The following is a 17,076-nucleotide window of genomic DNA, read 5'->3' as shown; positions in this document are numbered from 1 at the left end:
GTAGAGTAAGGGAGGATTAAATTTTGGACAAGGAGTTGCTTTATGGGGAACAATATTACAAACAAACGAATTGATGAGTTAGATTACATTCGTGGCTTCGCATTACTGGGGATTATTTTAGTAAATATTCTTGCACTACTTAATATTAAAATTCCAGATCCTAATACAGTAGATGCTAGCTACCAACGGTTTCTATACCTATTTGTAGAAGGTCGTTTCTTCTCTATTTTCTCATTCTTATTTGGAGTAGGATTCTACATCTTCATTACAAGAGCAATTGCGAAAGGGAAGAATGGATACGTTCTATTTCTACGCCGTGTAGTTGCACTATTTATTTTTGGTTTGATTCACCAAATGTTTCAGCCTGGAGAAGCACTAGCGTTATACGCAATTTGTGGATTAGTCGTTTTACCGTTTTATAAAGCGAAAAAAGAAGTGAATGTAGTAATCGGTTTTATTCTTACGATAGCTTTTAGTATTATGGCAGCTAAGGAATTATTACCATTAGGTTTAATTTTATTAGGTCTTGCTGCGGGGCAGTATAAAGTGTTTGAAAATCTTTCAGCAAAAATCAAGCAAGTCGCTATTTTTACAGGTATTATGTTTGTTTTAAGTGTTGTAGCGTTATGGTATCAATATGGACACGTTCCTGCTGAGCCATTCGTAAATATGATGCTCATGAATGAGGATGGAACAATGGATGCTGCAGGTCAATTCTTAAAAATTGGCGTTACAGTTGGACCTATTATTTCAGCTTTTTATGTAGGAGCACTAATTTTATTACTTCAGTTAAAACCAGTTCAAACATTGTTAGCACCACTGAAATACTACGGTCGTATGGCGTTAACAAATTATATCGGACAAACTGCAATGATTTTAATTGCTGGTAGCGTATTTAACTTTGCAGAAAACTTAACATACATGCAGACGCTATATGTGTGTATCACAATTTATGTAATTCAAATTGTGTTTAGTGTAATTTGGATGAAAATCTTTAAAATGGGTCCACTAGAATGGATTTGGCGTGTTATTACGTATTGGACGGTAACACCTTTAAAGAAATAAAGTGAAACTTTAATCAGTGGGGGTCTTACTGCCCATTAAAGCGGGATAAAGAGAGAAGCGGGCTGTTCCTTTTGTGGAACAGCCCATTTTTATTGTTATCTTTCGTCGGTAAGTCGATATATTTTGAAAATCGCTGATAAAAATTTATTTATGCACGAACCTTACACGCGCCCATTTTTTATATTACAAAAGTGTAAGGTAAATGTAATGTTAACAAATAGCAGTTCCCTTCCAAAAAGCGCAAAATAGGTAATGGAAAAACAAGCGTAGGAGGATATATATGACGAAACCAGTTGTAGACGTGAAAAACGTTCAAAAAGTGTACGGTAAAAAAGGTGAGAACCAATCACACGCGTTAAAAGGTGTTTCATTCTCAATTCAAGAGGGTGAGTTTGTTGGGATTATGGGACCATCTGGTTCTGGTAAAACGACATTATTAAATGTAATTTCAACGCTTGATAAAGCAACGGGCGGCGTTGTTGAAATTGCGGGTACGGATATTACGAAAATGAAACAAGGTGAGCTTTCTGATTTCCGTTCACAAAAATTAGGATTCATCTTCCAAGACTTTAATTTATTAGAGAACTTATCTATTTATGAAAACATTGCACTTCCGCTTTCTCTTCAAGGTGTTCCATCACGTAATATTGGACCGAAAGTAGAAAAAGTAGCGGATATGTTAGGGATTACAGAAATTCTTCAAAAGTATCCATCTGAAGTATCGGGTGGACAAAAGCAGCGTTCAGCAGCAGCGCGTGCGTTAGTGCATGAGCCGGCAATTATTTTAGGGGACGAGCCAACAGGAGCTCTTGATTCTAAAAATGCAACGAGTTTACTTGATGCAATGACAAACTTAAATAAAGATCAGGGCGTATCGATTATGATGGTTACGCATGATCCTTACAGTGCAAGTTACTGTCAGCGTATTTTATTCATTCAAGATGGTGAGTTATATAAAGAAATTCATCGCGGTGGTACGCGTGAAGAGTTCTACAAAGAAATTTTAGATGTACTTGCAGATTTAGGTACACAAAAAGCGTAAGGAAGGAGGTTTCAGTATGTTATTTAAACTTTCCATGTCGGGGCTGAAAAGTAAGCTAAAAGATTATATCGTCTTACTTGTCGGTCTTGTCATGTCGATTTCAATTTTTTATATGTTTCAAACGTTAGCGCTTAATAAAGCGTTCCTTGAATCTAACTCAATGATTAAATCTATTGGATTCGTATTCCAAGCGGGATCATTTTTACTAGCAATTATAACGTTCTTCTACATTTTATATGCAAACTCATTCTTATTATCTCTTCGTCAAAAAGAGTTTGGAATGTATATGATGTTAGGAGCAAAAAAGCATAAAGTTACATTACTTATGTTTATTGAAACAATCGTATTAGGCGCTGCGTCTCTTGCGATTGGTATTACAGTTGGTGTAGGACTTGCAGAAGGTATTGGACAGTTATTAATGAAACAGCTTGAATTTTCTGGTGAAGGATATAAAGCATTTTACCTTCCATCTATGACTGTTACTTGCATCTTTTTCTTTGCACTATTTGTATTATCAGCAATTATGAACAGTATTAAGTTATCACGTATTTCAGTATTGCAGCTAGTACATGCAGATGCACAAACAGAGCGTGTTGCGGTAAAAGGAAAAATGACAGGTTTAGTTGCATTCCTTGCGGTTATTTTATTAGGAATTGGCTATGCATCAATGATTTACATGGAAAAACTAAGAGAGATGGGAATCCTTATTGCATTAGTTACAACAACAGCTGGTACTTACATGCTATTTGGATCACTTCTTCCGGTTATTATTAAAAAGTTAAAAAGTAATAAGAAGCGTAGTGAAAAAGGACTTAACGCTTTTACATTTGCACAGTTAAATTTCCGTATTAATAGTTTAACGAAAGTACTTGCGACAGTAGCGATGTTAGTAGCGCTTGGAGCTGGTGCAATTTCAGGTGGTATGGCGTTTAAAAATAATGTTATAAAAATGGTTGATGGTTTAGTAATCTATGATTCAGTGGTTCATAATCCAACAGCTGAAGAAAAGAAAATATTAGACGGTATTACATTTAAAGAGAAAAGTGAATATCGTTACAAAGTAGATGATAAATATGTTTACTATGTAAAAGAAGATTTAGAGAAAAATCGTCCTATAGTAAGAGATATGGCAAATATGGAGTCAATGAAAGATTTAGTGAATACGAAGAACGTTTCAGAGGAACTACAAGTAGGTGCAGTTTCTAGAGAAATGAATGAAAAAGATGCGAACGCTAAAGAACTTTCAGCAGAATGGGTTGATGCTTTTAGTACAATCCATCCATATTATTTATACGAAAATCATGCAATTAAAATTGTAGATCAAAAAATGTACGATGGGATAAATGGTAAAGAAGGTATAGCATTTATCGGAAAAACAAATGACTTCTTAACATATACAAAAGAGTGGAAAAAACTTGACGAGTTGCAGCTAGTTAAATATAAAAATGTAAAAGCTGAAAGAATGGATAGTAAATATCAAACTTACAATGGGTTCTACGGCGTTGCAAGCGGAACAGTGTTTATGGGATTCTTCCTTGGAATTGCGTTCTTAGCAATGATGGCAAGTTGTTTAATGTTTAAAATTCTTTCTGGTGCATCAAAAGATATTACGCGTTATCAAATGCTTCGTAAAATCGGTGTGCGTCGTGAATTATTAACGAAATCGATTTATAAAGAGTTATTCTTAGTATTCTTATTCCCAGCAATTTTAGGCATTGCTCACGTATTAGTTGGTATGAATATTTTCGGATTTATTTTAGTTGATCCGTACTTCCGTATTTGGGTACCAATCGTAATTTTCGTAGTTATTTATGCGATTTATTATTTCATTACAGTTCAATTGTATAAAGGAATTGTTCTTCCAAAAGAAGATTAATACGTAAAAAGTCGAGTGAAAGTGCTCGGCTTTTTGTATTTTCAGAAAAAAACACTTTAATGTTACTGAAATGTATAATATAATGTAAATAAGTAACATAATATGTGAGTATCAGCAACTGAAAAGTGAAAGGAGGAATCCGATCTATAGAAAGAAGCTGAACTTGTATCCCCCTATTTTTTCTACCCACACCGTATTTGTACAATCATAAATTTCCAAATGAAAAATTGTCGTAAGAGTATATTGTGAAAATAATGGATAATACATGGAAATCTCATAGCATGATAAGGTAAAATGGACAGGATAATGAGAAAATTACCGTTCATAAGATGAGGAGATACATGTATGGAAGTTGTAGAGGCATTAAAAGATATAAGCCAGATTGAGGCTATGAAAAAGTATTTAAAAGAGCACTCGCTGCGAGATTATCTTTTATTTGTTATTGGAATTAACACTGGATTAAAAATTACTGAACTACTTAGTATGAAATTTGAAGAGGTATTAAATGAAGATAAGACTGTTAAAGAGTTTTATTCCCTTCCTGTGAAAGATGAAAAATTTAAACAAGATATTTATTTAAATACAAAAGTAAAAGAAGCTCTCTTAGAGTACGTACAAACTATTGATGCTCAAAGAGAAAGCTACGTATTTCAATCTAATAAAACGACAAATTCAATCTCACGCCAACAAGCGTATCGCGTTATTCATAACGCAGCTGAAGCGGTTGGAATTATTGGAAAGATTGGAACGAACTCAATGCGAAAAACATTTGGATTTCACGCGTACAAAAGAGGAATAGCAATTGCGCTATTGCAAAAGCATTTTCATCACGCAACTCCATCAGAAACACTCAAGTATTTAGGAATCTCAAAAGATGAAAAGTTTAAAACAGAGATTGATGTTGATTTGTAAAAGCCGTAACTAAAAACTTTAGGAGGCGGAAAATATGAATATTAGAGAAAGTGAATTACCGGGCATTGGATGTAAATTTGAAGTGATAACAAAAGGTAATGAAAAAATGGTTATTGTGATTCATGATGATGGCCGAAGAGAAATGTATCATTTTGATGCGGATCATGATGAGAGTATTTCAAGCATTTCTCTTCGTGATTCTGAAGCGAGGCAAATTGCGGCTATATTAGGCGGAATGGTATATAGACCGCAAGCGCTAGACACAATTGAGATGGCTTTTGAAGGATTATCAATTGAATGGTTTAAGGTGGAGAATAACGCACCGGTAGTACAACAAACAATTGGCAGCTTACATGTCAGAAAAACATATAACGTAACGATTATTGCTATTTTGAAAAAGAATATGAAGAAATTCTTTAATCCAGGTCCAGACTCTATTATTGAAGCTGGCGATATGCTCGTATTGTCAGGCGAAAGACATGAAGTGAAAAGAATTATTAATGAATTGCTTTCAGCAGGAGGTGATTCCTAATCGATGGATACTTTAATCTTTGAAGTTGGAACTGCTTTAGTATTAGTAGCTTTTGCAGCTATCCTCGCTGCGAAGTTAAAGTTCTCGATTATTCCGTTTCTCATTATACTCGGTATGTTAGTGGGGCCTCATGCCCCAGATTTAGGACTTATCGATTTAAGGTTTATTGAAAGCGGAGAAGTTATTTCCTTCCTCGGCCGCGTTGGCGTCATATTCCTCCTATTCTATTTAGGCTTAGAATTCTCAATAAAAAAATTAATTAAATCAGGAAAATCGATTGCTTTCGGGGGGACTGTCCACATATCGCTTAATTTCATATTAGGTTTGCTTTATGGATATGTGATGGGCTTCCCTTTATTAGAAACATTAATTATTGCTGGAATCATTACAATTTCATCGAGTGCAATTGTTGCAAAAGTAATTGTTGATTTAAGAAGATCCGGTAATAAAGAGACTGAATTAATATTAGGAATCATTATGTTTGATGATATTTTTTTAGCTGTATATTTATCAGTCGTTTCAGGGTTAGTACTTGGGGGCGCAACATCATTTGTAGGTGCTCTTACATCGGTATTAATCGCAGTAGGATATATGCTACTATTCTTTGTAGTCGCTAGAAAAGCTACGCCGTTCTTAAATAAAATATTAGATATTTCGTCAAATGAAATTTTTATTATCGTAATATTCGCTATTTTATTCTTTGTAGCAGGATTTTCAGAAACGATTCATGTTGCTGAGGCGATTGGAGCATTATTGTTAGGGCTCGTTTTTTCTGAAACAGAGCATAGCGATCGGATTGAGCATCTCGTCGTTCCGTTTCGTGACTTCTTTGGAGCTATATTCTTTTTCAGCTTCGGTTTAAGTATAGATCCGTTTTCACTTGGAGGAGCAGTGTGGTTGGCGTTAGGAGCAGTTCTTATTACACTCATCGGTAATTTTACAGCTGGAATGATGGCGGGACGTAAAGCCGGGTTATCGCATAAGGCTTCTACGAATATTGGTTTAACACTCGTATCACGCGGGGAATTCTCTATTATTGTAGCCAATATCGGCATTGCGGGTGGCTTAATGGCAGCGATTAAACCATTCTCTGCACTTTACGTTTTAATATTAGCATCGTTAGGTCCGTTATTAACGAAAGAGTCCGGGAGAATATACTCTCTATTAGATAAGATATTTAAATGGAGTGCGAAAGAACGTGCGAAGCGAGAAAAAGAAGTTGGATAGTATAAAAAAGGGGAGACTGCATGAACTTCATGTAGCCTCCCCTTTTTTGTCGGTAAGTCGATATATTTTTAAGTGGCAATCAATATAATTTCATTTACCTACATACCGTTATCTGAATTTCATCAACTATTAATCAGTTGCCTTCCTATTTAAAAACGACTACAATTTTACTGTTATAGATGAACGAAAAAATAGAATAGGAGGGGAGACTATGCCAAGGAAAGTATGGCTATTAGTAGCTGGGATGATTATTAATGTCACGGGTGCTTCTTTTTTATGGCCTTTTAATACAATTTATTTGCATGATCACCTAGGGAAATCTTTATCTGTGGCCGGAATGGTATTAATGATCAACTCGCTTACTGGTGTAATCGGAAACTTGCTCGGCGGTGTTTTATTTGATAAATGGGGCGGTTATAAATCAACTTTAGTAGGGATTGTCATTACACTCGTATCGATTTTAGGTCTTGTGTTCTTCCACGGTTGGCCGTTATATGTTGTGTGGTTAGCGTTAATCGGTTTTGGTTCTGGAATGGTCTTCCCATCGATGTATGCGATGGTTGGTACGGTTTGGCCAGAGGGCGGAAGACGAGCATTTAATGCAATGTATGTTGGACAAAACGTTGGTATTGCAATCGGAACAGCGTGTGGTGGATTAGTTGCATCGTATCGTTTTGATTATATTTTCTTAGCGAACTTTATTTTGTACTTTGTTTTCTTCTTAATTGCTTTTATTGGATTCCGTGGTATGGAAGACAAGAAAGAGCCAGGCGTACAAAAAGAAGTCGAAACGAAAAAAGGTTGGTCGCTTACACCAGGATTCAAAGCACTTCTTATCGTATGTGTAGCATATGCTTTATGCTGGGTTACATATGTACAGTGGCAAGGGGCAATTGCGACTCATATGCGGGAATTAAATATTAGCCTCCGCCATTATAGTTTATTATGGACGATAAACGGAGCGATGATCGTTTGCGCGCAGCCGCTTGTTAGTATGTTAATTCGTTGGATGAAGCGTTCTTTAAAACAACAAATTATGATTGGAATCGTCATTTTTGCGGCGTCATTCATTGTGTTGAGTCAAGCGCAGCAATTTACGATGTTCCTCGTTGCGATGATAACATTAACAATTGGTGAGTTATTTGTATGGCCAGCAGTTCCGACCATTGCAAATATACTTGCGCCAAAAGATAAACTTGGGTTTTATCAAGGCGTTGTAAATAGCGCAGCGACTGTAGGGAAAATGTTCGGGCCGGTCGTTGGCGGAGCGATTGTTGATTTATACAATATGGAAGTATTGTTTATAGCAATCATGGTAATGCTTGTAGTAGCGCTTATTGCAACGAGCATGTATGATAAACGAGTAAAAGTAGAAGAAACAGTTGAAGAAAAAATTGCAGTTTAGTTTGACGGAACATGTAACATGTTTTAGAATATATTTAAATAAAACAACCTTTAGAACAAGGGAGATAGCTCGGCTGTCGTAAGACGAATTCGTTAGTGATTAAAAGTAACGATTAACCGAGAAGCCTTCACTTTAAGTAAGCTTTTTAGAGATACGAAGTGGTGGGTAGTTCACATTAACTCATATTTGTAATAACAGTGAGAAGGAGTAGTAGTAATAGAAGCTGGTTTAGAGAGTTGACGGTCGGTGCAAGTCAATCCACGTTTCGTTATGAACTCGCCTTTGAGTTGCAGTTGTGAAACTAACAGTAGCAATTGCCGTTAATCCACGTTACGGATCTAAGCGAATGTATATTTGTACATTAATTTAGGGTGGTACCGCGGGAATCTATAACCTCTCGTCCCTTTCTAGGGATGAGAGGTTTTTTGTATTTTGGGCGGTGAAAATAAATAGAATTTCAAGGAGGGTATCTCATGAGCTTTAATCATCAAGATATTGAGAAGAAGTGGCAAGGGTACTGGGAAGAGAATAAAACATTCGGTACGCCAGATGAGACAGAAAAACCAAAATTTTATGCACTAGATATGTTCCCATATCCATCAGGTGCAGGCCTACACGTAGGACATCCAGAAGGTTATACAGCGACAGATATTTTATCTCGTATGAAGCGTATGCAAGGATATAACGTTCTTCATCCAATGGGATGGGATGCATTCGGTCTTCCAGCAGAGCAATATGCACTTGATACTGGAAACAGCCCGGCAGAATTTACAGAGATTAATATTAATACGTTCCGTAATCAAATTAAAGCATTAGGTTTCTCTTACGATTGGGATCGTGAAGTAAATACAACAGATCCAAACTACTATAAGTGGACACAATGGATCTTCCTAAAACTATTTGAAAAAGGTTTAGCTTACGTTGATGAAGTACCTGTAAACTGGTGCCCAGCACTTGGTACAGTACTTGCAAACGAAGAAATCATTGACGGTAAGAGTGAGCGCGGCGGACATCCAGTTGAGCGTCGTCCGATGAGACAGTGGATGTTAAAAATTACAGCTTACGGAGATCGTCTATTAGAAGATCTAGATGAGCTTGATTGGCCAGAAAGCTTAAAAGATATGCAACGTAACTGGATCGGTCGTTCTGAAGGTGCAGAAGTACATTTCAATATCGACGGTACAGACGAGAAATTCACAGTTTTCACAACGCGTCCTGATACACTATTTGGTGCAACATACTGTGTACTTGCTCCGGAACATGCACTTGTTGCTGAAATTACAACAGCAGATCAAAAAGAAGCAGTAGAAGCTTACATTAACTCTGTAAAAATGAAGAGTGATCTAGAGCGTACAGAACTTGCGAAAGAGAAAACTGGTGTATTCACTGGTGCTTACGCAGTTAACCCAGTAAACGGTGAGAAATTACCAATCTGGATCGCTGATTACGTTCTTGCAACTTACGGAACAGGTGCTGTAATGGCAGTTCCAGCTCACGATGAGCGTGACTATGAATTCGCATCAGTATTCAATCTTCCAATGAAGGAAGTTGTAAAAGGCGGAGACATTACGAAAGAAGTGTACACAGGTGATGGTGCACATGTAAACTCAGCATTCCTTGATGGTTTAAATAAAGAAGAAGCAATCGTAAAAATGATTGAATGGCTTGAAGTAACGAGCGCAGGAAATCAAAAGGTAACGTACCGTCTACGTGACTGGTTATTCAGCCGTCAACGTTACTGGGGTGAGCCAATTCCAGTAATTCACTGGGAAGATGGCACAATGACAGCTGTGAAAGAAGAAGAATTACCATTAGTTCTTCCGAAAACAGAAAATATCCGTCCTTCAGGTACAGGTGAATCACCACTTGCGAACATTGACGAGTGGGTAAATGTTGTTGATCCTGAAACTGGTAAAAAAGGTCGTCGTGAAACGAACACAATGCCACAATGGGCTGGTAGCTGCTGGTATTACCTACGTTACATCGATCCAAACAATAGTGAAGCACTTGTAGATCCTGAAAAAGTAAAACAATGGCTTCCAGTTGATATTTATATCGGCGGAGCAGAGCACGCTGTACTTCACTTACTATATGCTCGTTTCTGGCATAAAGTATTATACGATATCGGTGTAGTTCCAACGAAAGAGCCGTTCCAGCAATTATTCAACCAAGGTATGATTCTAGGTGAAAACAACGAGAAAATGAGTAAATCAAAAGGTAACGTTGTAAACCCTGATGATATCGTAGCAAGCCATGGTGCAGATACACTTCGTCTATACGAAATGTTCATGGGACCGTTAGATGCTTCGATCGCTTGGTCTGAAAATGGTCTTGACGGAGCTCGTCGCTTCCTAGACCGCGTATGGCGCCTATTCATTCAAGATAACGGTGAATTAAGTGAGAAAATTACTGATGCACCAAACAAAAATCTTGAAAAAGCTTACCATCAAACAGTGAAGAAAGTAACAGAAGACTATGCAGAGCTTCGCTTCAACACAGCGGTTTCTCAAATGATGGTATTCATCAACGATGCATATAAAGCTGAAACACTTCCAAAAGAATATGTAGAAGGTTTCGTAAAAATGATTGCACCAGTTGCACCTCATATCGGGGAAGAACTATGGAGCAAACTTGGATACAATGAAACAATCACATATGCAAGCTGGCCAACATTCGATGAGTCTAAACTTGTAGAAGATGAAGTTGAAATCGTTGTTCAAATTATGGGCAAAGTTCGCGCAAAACTAACAATGAGTAAAGACGCATCAAAAGAAGAAATGGAACAACTTGCACTTGAAGCAATTCAAGACCAAATTGAAGGGAAAACAGTTCGTAAAGTAATTGTTGTTCCTGGAAAACTTGTTAACGTTGTTGCAAACTAATGAATGAAAAGCTCAGAGCATTTATGCTCTGAGCTTTTTTGTGTGGAACATAATCTCAAGATTACCTTCATCTAAGTGTTCAATTATTCCACTACGTACAAATAAAAGAGCGGAATTCCAATACAGACAAACACCTATTTTTCTATAGGAAATATGATAAAAAAGGTAGGCTAAATTGAGTAGAAGAGGTGAAAGGAATGAAAGGGATGGACAATAATGCACCACATGGCTTCTTCGGAGGTGGATCGGGTAGTTATGAACAAATGATGTTAATGGGAGGAGCTGGCCAACAAGGGTACGGTGGAATTCCGAGCTGGATGGGTGGAGCAGCGGGAGGATTTCCAACATCGGTAGCTGGCATGCAAACGGGAATGCCTACATCAATGGGAGGATTTTCGACATCAGGGGCTGGAATGCCTACAGTAACAGGAGGATTTCCGACGTCAGTAGCTGGCGTACAGACAGGAATTCCAGTAGGGGTACCAACTACATTTCCTTCTTTCGTTGGAGGAGTGCAGACAGGATTTCCAGTACCAGGAGTAGGTGTTGTAGCAGGCGGAGTAGGTGGTTATCCGCAAGGTGTTCACGGTCACCATGTACATCACCATCACCAAGGCCAACATGGCCACCATGTACACCATCATCACCAAGGCCACCAAGGCCACCACGGCCATCATGGACATCATCATCAAGGCCAACACGGTCACCATGGACACCATCATCACCAAGGCCACCACGGCCATCAACAACAAGTACATCACCACGGTCAACACCATATTCATCCACAAGCTGTTCTTTATCAAACGCATCAAGGCCAGCATGGTCACCATGGTCATTATCACCACCAAGGCCACCAAGGTCACCATGGTCACCAAGGCCACCAAGGTCACCATGGTCACCATGGTCACCACCACCAAGGCCAGCACGGTCACCATGGTCATCACCACCACCAAGGCCAACAAGGTCATCATGGTCATCAACATCAAGGCCACCAAGGCCACCAAGGCCACCAAGGCCACCAAGGCCACCAAGGCCACCAAGGTCAACAGGGCCATCAAGGTCAGCATGGTCAACAACATCAACAATATCAGCAATATCAACAACAGCAACAATCTTCTCCTTGGACAGGTGGAATTGGAGCAGGAGGAGCAGGGGCAGCAGCAGGAGCGGCTAGTATTGGTGGAGCAGCAGGACACGCGGGACACGTGGGTCATTAATGAACTAAATGAAAAAAGACATAATAAAAAAACTGCTAGGATTTCCTAGCAGTTTTTTTAGCTTCTTGGCGCTGACGTTCGATTTCAGCACGAAGTTGTGGTTCTGGTGCTTGCCAGCCTTCTGGTTTTAGAATTTTGCCGTCGCCTTCACGGAATCGAGGTTTTCCATCAGGGAATAGTTTTGCCATGTTTGCGTTATTTACAATTTCGAATCCTTTATCAGGACGTACGCCCATTTCGGCAAACGTTCCGAATGCGAAGTAAATAAGGTCAATCAGTGCATCATATTGATCTTCAACAGTCGTTGCTTCTAGAAATTCTTCTAGCTCTTCTTGCATAAAACTTGCACGGATTTTTGCACGCTCTTCTGTTAGTTTTGTTGGAGTATTTGTCACAGGGTGTCCGAACTCTTCATGCATTTTTGCAACAAGTTCGTATCCTTTATCTAAACCTTTTTCGTTTGTCATGTTGTTTCATCCTTTCTCGCTTTGTGCCGAATCCCATTGTAACATAAGGTGATTATGAAATGAAAAGGGACTGTCCAAAAGTTTCATCTTTTAGTTTAGATAGGGAAAGACCATATCGACTAAACGACAAAACATAACCCATTAATAAAAGAAAGCCATCCCGGAATATTTTTGGGACGGCCCTGCTCGTTATTTTTCTTCTTTTATTAAAATAGATAAAATAAGGTCGATGCCAAACATACCAACGAGCAACATTGGTATAACGACAAGTAAATAACGTGTGAAGGAAACATTTTTTAAGTATGTATGAGCAAATAAAAAGACGCCGAGAAATAAAATACCATTTAAAATAGGCTTTACTAATTTTTTAGACATAAGCTCCCCCATAAATATCTTCTCTCTCTATCTAAAATAAAAACTCCTCTTTCCGTTGTATCATGCCGGAGAGAGGAGTTCAATCATTTCTCATTCGATTACACCAGAATTTGTAATATTTACGGTGTATTTTATAGTGACGGGGACATCTTTGTACATCTGTCTCCATTTTTCTAATTTGAATGGACGATAATGCTGCTTATATTTAGCCCCTAGTCCGAGAGGATCGACGCCTAAAGATTTAAACTGCTTAACTAATTTAGCAGCTTGTATATCTAATTGTTTTTGTACATCTTTTTCAATATTTTTTGAGTTCTTGTTATTTTCTAAGTTAATTTGTTTCGATAGTTCTTGAATGCGCGCCTCAAGATGAACGTGAATGAAGAAAGAAGGCTTTCCGTTTTTAATCTTAATATCGTAAGTTGGAACAGAACGAATATTATTAATCATTACGTACGCAGAATCGGTTTTAAATTCATGTGAATCTAATTTATGCTTTTCTAATAGTCCTTTAAATATGAACATATCCTTTTCCGCAATTTTACCAATATATTTATCCTTTTTAAAAAGACCAATTCCATTGATTTTTATTTTATCACCATGTTTTTTTAAAATTGGAATATAGTAGTCTTGCCCTTCTTGATAATAACGGAATGCTCCTACATGCAGATTATCCGTTGGTAAAGGACCAGTTTCCATGTTATGCTCTAACAATTTTTTTATATAAATTGCAACATTGTATGAAGTCGAATATTTCCCTTTCAAAAGTTCAGTACCATTACCTTCAAGTAAAGCAACATATAAAGCGTTCCCTATATTCACATCTCGAAGTAATGTATCGAATGAAGTAGACATTCCTTTTTTTGCAAGTGGTATAGTATATAGAGCAACACGCATTTGTCCACTAGCAAATGGTTGAGAAGATTCTAAAGATGTGTCTGCTTTTACTTGTTTTACCGCATTTGCGCTGCCTTCAAAAACTTGAACTTTATTTCCTTTTTTCTGAATGGGACAAACGAATGTTACTTTTACTTTATGATCCTTTGCTGTATCAAAAACGGTTCCTTGAATAAGTTGTACATCATCGATAATATTTTTTTGTAAACATCCAGTTAAACTGAAAAGTGCTATACAAGAAATAAGTATTAATTTGCTTTTGATTTTTTCCATTTTCTTTTCACCCACACAATAATAAATAGGATTGGGATGTATACATAAATGAGCCAAAAACTAACTTTTGATGCATTACTAATAAAGTTATTAATATCGTGTCTGTTCGTTAAAAGTTGTGAAACAATGAGAGTGATAATGATAAAAGCGATTAAAACACCTCTTTGTTTTACACGGAATATTTCGTGAGTTGCTCTTATTGACGCCCATAAAGGGAGGATAAAACTTGAAATAATAACGAGTGCATAGCCTGATATTGCGATATATTCTAGTCTTTCTATGAAGGGTAATTGAATGACTTGAGTCATGGAAAGTTGCGACCATATCGTTTTTAACAATTGTTTCTCACTAAAAAATGCAAAGGCTAAAAGGGTACTAAATAAATATAGAAGATTTGAAAATAGTGCCCCGAGTTGAGCATACTTATGAGATTGCATAGGCTTTTTCACGAATGGATACACCATGAGGTAAATCTCAAATCCTGTCATACTGTGGATTGACAGTTGAGCGGATTTTAAAATGTCTGAAAGAGAATGTGTGAATATAGGTAGTAAATTCTCCCAATGTGAATATTTCAAAACGAATAAGCTTAGAAATAAATATCCTAGTGTACCACCAACAGAGATGACGCAAATACCAGTAATGACACGGAAGCCAGAAGAAATAATGTAATAACTAACTAAGCATAAAAAGAGTGTTAACATAAAGGTGGAAGCAGTTGGGAACATCCATACTTGAATAATTTCAACATACGTTCGAATGACGGAAATACTGACGATTAAAAAATATGCTGCAAAGATGATATTAAAGAGGTTCCCTATCCACTTTCCAAATGTTTGTCGTTGTAAATCAATTAAATTCCCGTTTGTTTCTTTTAATAAAAAATACATCATCCATATAAGAATGTGGATACATATTCCTGTGATTAGAACCCCTATCCAGCCGTCGTATCCAGCAGCTTTCGCAATAATTCGAGCGAAGCCGAGAACGCCAGCTCCAAACTGTGCACCGTGAATTAAGAAGAAAACAAAGACAGGAGATATTTGATATTTTTCTTGAACTTTACTCATCAATGCACCTCATTCCTTAATCATCAAAATCCGATCTATGTTTTGTTGAAATCCCTTTTGCTGCTTTCTTTACATGTTGTGGTCTTGCTTGTACATCCCTTGTATCAATCATTGTTAAGGGAAAACGAATCCAAGAATCTTTAACAGATTGTTGTCTTGTCGGGTAAAACAAAGCGTACGGCTTACGCAAGGAAGTAAGTCTAAAAAGATGAGTAAATAAAAAGATAAATCCAAGAGAGATACCGAAGAGCCCCCCTATTTCTGCGAATGCTAGAAACGGGAAACGTAGTAATCGAACAGCATTACCCATTTTATAAATAGGTGTAATAAAGGAAGCGAGTGCTGATAAGGCAACGATAATTAATAAAATGTTACTCGTTAAACCAGCTTGTACAGATGCTTGTCCGATTACGATACCGCCTACAATACCGAGCGTTTGACCAACTTTCATCGGTAACCTTGCGCCAGCCTCTCTCAATAAGTCGATTGCAAGTTCTAAAAATAGTGCTTCAATTAAAGGTGGGAACGGTACTTGAGCTCTTGATAAAATCAAAGTTTCAAGTAAATCGCTCGGAATAAGTTCATAATGATAATTTAAAACTGCAACGTATAACGGTGTAGCACAGATTGAAAATAGAACGGCGATTAATCTTAAAATCCTTGAAAATGTAGCATATAGCCAAGAGACGTTATAGTCTTCTGGCGAAATGAAAAAATCGAAATAGGATACAGGCGTTAGTAGAACGCTTGGAGAACCATCCACAAAAATAGCAATTTTTCCATCAATAAGTGCTTTTGTAACTCTATCAGTACGCTCTGTATTGATATAGAGGGGGAAAATTGACTTTTCTCCCATTAGTTCTTGTATATAAGCACTATCATTAATTTGATCATATTCAAGAGCGCGTAATGACTCCTCGAGAAAATCTACATTATCTTTTTCAGCGAGGTTGTCTAAATACATCATGACAACTTTTGTTTTTGAAAACTCACCGACAATCATTTCTTTTGTTTGTAAATCTAAAACAGGAAGCCGTTTTCGAACTAAATTAATATTTGTATCAATATCTTCTACGAAACCTTCTTGAGGACCGATAACAGTCGATTCGTTTAAAGGAGGAGTTGGTGCACGATAATTATCAATCGCGATGTTTGCAAGCATACATTTTTGATCTTGCTGGTTCAATTGAATAATCGCATGTCCCTTTAACACCATATCCTCAATTTTTTGTAAATCGTTCGTAATTGTAATGCCGCTCATCGGAATATGTTCTTTCAGCTCTTCTAGTGAAGCACTAGGTCGTTCTAAAAGAGTAGGCATTAAATATTTTTGCAATTTCTCTCCATCAAGCGAAGGTCGATAGTAAGAAATCCAATAAGGCATCGTTTCATCATCAGATGTATGGTAATTAACAAAATCACTAGACTTTTTGAGCTTTTCTATTAAATCTTGTAGAGAATGAATACGGTCTTTTCCTGGTTTCGTAAAATCATAAATACTATTATTTCCAGCGTTTTGCTGCTGATTTTGATCCGAGTTACCTTGTTTAGAGCTTTGTTGTTTATCCTGATTCGAGTCGTCTTGTTTAGAGCTTTGTTGTTTATCTTGATTCGAGTCATCTTGTTTAGAATGTTGTTGTTCATCTTGATTCGAGTCGCTTTGCTTAGAATGTTGCTGTTTATTCTGATCCGAGTCGTCTTGTTTAGAATGCTGTTGTTGATTGTGATTCGAGTCATCTTGTTTAGAGCTTTGTTGTTTATCTTGATTCGAGTCGCTTTGCTTAGAATGTTGCTGTTTATTCTGATCCGAGTCGTCTTGTTTAGAATGCTGTTGTT

At 37.3% G+C, this 17,076-nt stretch carries 14 protein-coding genes and 1 other annotated feature; of the genes, 9 read left to right on the top strand and 5 right to left on the bottom strand.

From position 1 onward, the window contains the following. Positions 1-42 precede the first annotated feature (42 nt). The 9 genes from PDL00_RS23215 to PDL00_RS23175 all read left to right on the top strand — a co-directional run bounded on the left by PDL00_RS23215 (position 43) and on the right by PDL00_RS23175 (position 12,158). The gene (locus PDL00_RS23215; RefSeq protein WP_242256911.1) at positions 43-1,065 is read left to right on the top strand and encodes a DUF418 domain-containing protein; all 1,023 of its coding nucleotides are present in this window, start codon (positions 43-45) and stop codon (positions 1,063-1,065) included. A gap of 280 nt (positions 1,066-1,345) precedes the next feature. Continuing rightward, positions 1,346-2,107 (top strand): ABC transporter ATP-binding protein, encoded by a 762-nt coding sequence (locus PDL00_RS23210; protein WP_000165844.1) that lies wholly within the window; start codon positions 1,346-1,348, stop codon positions 2,105-2,107. Positions 2,108-2,123: 16 nt separating this feature from the next. Further along, positions 2,124-3,983, top strand: coding sequence for an FtsX-like permease family protein (locus PDL00_RS23205; protein ID WP_242256909.1), 1,860 nt, complete (start codon positions 2,124-2,126; stop codon positions 3,981-3,983). A gap of 345 nt (positions 3,984-4,328) precedes the next feature. Further along, positions 4,329-4,895 (top strand): tyrosine-type recombinase/integrase, encoded by a 567-nt coding sequence (locus PDL00_RS23200; protein ID WP_242256908.1) that lies wholly within the window; start codon positions 4,329-4,331, stop codon positions 4,893-4,895. A 34-nt stretch (positions 4,896-4,929) separates the two neighbouring features. Continuing rightward, a complete protein-coding gene (locus tag PDL00_RS23195) occupies positions 4,930-5,427 on the top strand; it encodes a cation:proton antiporter regulatory subunit (protein ID WP_001026048.1) in 498 nt (165 codons plus the stop codon). A 3-nt stretch (positions 5,428-5,430) separates the two neighbouring features. Continuing rightward, positions 5,431-6,654: a cation:proton antiporter gene (locus PDL00_RS23190; RefSeq protein ID WP_000380190.1), complete on the top strand. Its 1,224-nt coding sequence runs from the start codon at positions 5,431-5,433 to the stop codon at positions 6,652-6,654. A 211-nt stretch (positions 6,655-6,865) separates the two neighbouring features. Then, the gene (locus PDL00_RS23185; protein WP_242256905.1) at positions 6,866-8,059 is read left to right on the top strand and encodes an MDR family MFS transporter; all 1,194 of its coding nucleotides are present in this window, start codon (positions 6,866-6,868) and stop codon (positions 8,057-8,059) included. 188 nt (positions 8,060-8,247) lie between these two features. Further along, positions 8,248-8,467 (top strand) — a binding site (T-box leader). A 65-nt stretch (positions 8,468-8,532) separates the two neighbouring features. After that, positions 8,533-10,941, top strand: a complete 2,409-nt coding sequence (gene leuS / locus PDL00_RS23180; RefSeq protein ID WP_270731315.1) for a leucine--tRNA ligase — start codon at positions 8,533-8,535, stop codon at positions 10,939-10,941. 197 nt (positions 10,942-11,138) lie between these two features. After that, a complete protein-coding gene (locus tag PDL00_RS23175; RefSeq protein ID WP_270731313.1) occupies positions 11,139-12,158 on the top strand; it encodes a hypothetical protein in 1,020 nt (339 codons plus the stop codon). A gap of 35 nt (positions 12,159-12,193) precedes the next feature. Here PDL00_RS23175 and PDL00_RS23170 read toward each other — a convergent pair whose 3' ends face one another. The 5 genes from PDL00_RS23170 to PDL00_RS23150 all read right to left on the bottom strand — a co-directional run. Further along, entirely contained in the window at positions 12,194-12,625 is a 432-nt protein-coding gene (locus tag PDL00_RS23170; protein ID WP_270731311.1) for an HAD family hydrolase, read from the bottom strand. A gap of 189 nt (positions 12,626-12,814) precedes the next feature. Next, positions 12,815-13,000: a hypothetical protein gene (locus tag PDL00_RS23165; protein ID WP_000038782.1), complete on the bottom strand. Its 186-nt coding sequence runs from the start codon at positions 12,998-13,000 to the stop codon at positions 12,815-12,817. Positions 13,001-13,090: 90 nt separating this feature from the next. Then, positions 13,091-14,170, bottom strand: coding sequence for a spore germination protein GerHC (gene gerHC, locus PDL00_RS23160; RefSeq protein ID WP_242257429.1), 1,080 nt, complete (start codon positions 14,168-14,170; stop codon positions 13,091-13,093). Continuing rightward, complete coding sequence (locus tag PDL00_RS23155) at positions 14,146-15,240, bottom strand: spore germination protein (RefSeq protein ID WP_270731309.1); 1,095 nt, start codon at positions 15,238-15,240, stop codon at positions 14,146-14,148. Before PDL00_RS23155 ends, gerHC begins: the two co-directional genes overlap by 25 nt. 16 nt (positions 15,241-15,256) lie before the next feature. Next, positions 15,257-17,076 (bottom strand): spore germination protein (locus tag PDL00_RS23150; protein WP_270731307.1); only part of this gene is annotated, 1,820 nt, incomplete at its 5' end.

The sequence above is a fragment of the Bacillus cereus group sp. TH152-1LC genome (assembly GCF_027710505.1).
Taxonomy (GTDB): domain Bacteria; phylum Bacillota; class Bacilli; order Bacillales; family Bacillaceae_G; genus Bacillus_A; species Bacillus_A mobilis.
Note: the sequence above shows the minus strand (reverse complement) of the source record. Positions and strands in the feature narration are given on the sequence as shown.

Coding starts and splice junctions, on each gene's coding strand:
- PDL00_RS23185 (WP_242256905.1), top strand. CDS start 6,866: ATGCCAAGGAAAGTATGGCTATTAGTAGCTGGGATGATTATTAATGTC.
- PDL00_RS23210 (WP_000165844.1), top strand. CDS start 1,346: ATGACGAAACCAGTTGTAGACGTGAAAAACGTTCAAAAAGTGTACGGT.
- gerHC (WP_242257429.1), bottom strand. CDS start 14,170: ATGGAAAAAATCAAAAGCAAATTAATACTTATTTCTTGTATAGCACTT.
- PDL00_RS23165 (WP_000038782.1), bottom strand. CDS start 13,000: ATGTCTAAAAAATTAGTAAAGCCTATTTTAAATGGTATTTTATTTCTC.
- PDL00_RS23170 (WP_270731311.1), bottom strand. CDS start 12,625: ATGACAAACGAAAAAGGTTTAGATAAAGGATACGAACTTGTTGCAAAA.
- PDL00_RS23175 (WP_270731313.1), top strand. CDS start 11,139: ATGAAAGGGATGGACAATAATGCACCACATGGCTTCTTCGGAGGTGGA.
- PDL00_RS23215 (WP_242256911.1), top strand. CDS start 43: ATGGGGAACAATATTACAAACAAACGAATTGATGAGTTAGATTACATT.
- PDL00_RS23195 (WP_001026048.1), top strand. CDS start 4,930: ATGAATATTAGAGAAAGTGAATTACCGGGCATTGGATGTAAATTTGAA.
- PDL00_RS23200 (WP_242256908.1), top strand. CDS start 4,329: ATGGAAGTTGTAGAGGCATTAAAAGATATAAGCCAGATTGAGGCTATG.
- PDL00_RS23190 (WP_000380190.1), top strand. CDS start 5,431: ATGGATACTTTAATCTTTGAAGTTGGAACTGCTTTAGTATTAGTAGCT.
- PDL00_RS23205 (WP_242256909.1), top strand. CDS start 2,124: ATGTTATTTAAACTTTCCATGTCGGGGCTGAAAAGTAAGCTAAAAGAT.
- PDL00_RS23155 (WP_270731309.1), bottom strand. CDS start 15,240: ATGAGTAAAGTTCAAGAAAAATATCAAATATCTCCTGTCTTTGTTTTC.
- leuS (WP_270731315.1), top strand. CDS start 8,533: ATGAGCTTTAATCATCAAGATATTGAGAAGAAGTGGCAAGGGTACTGG.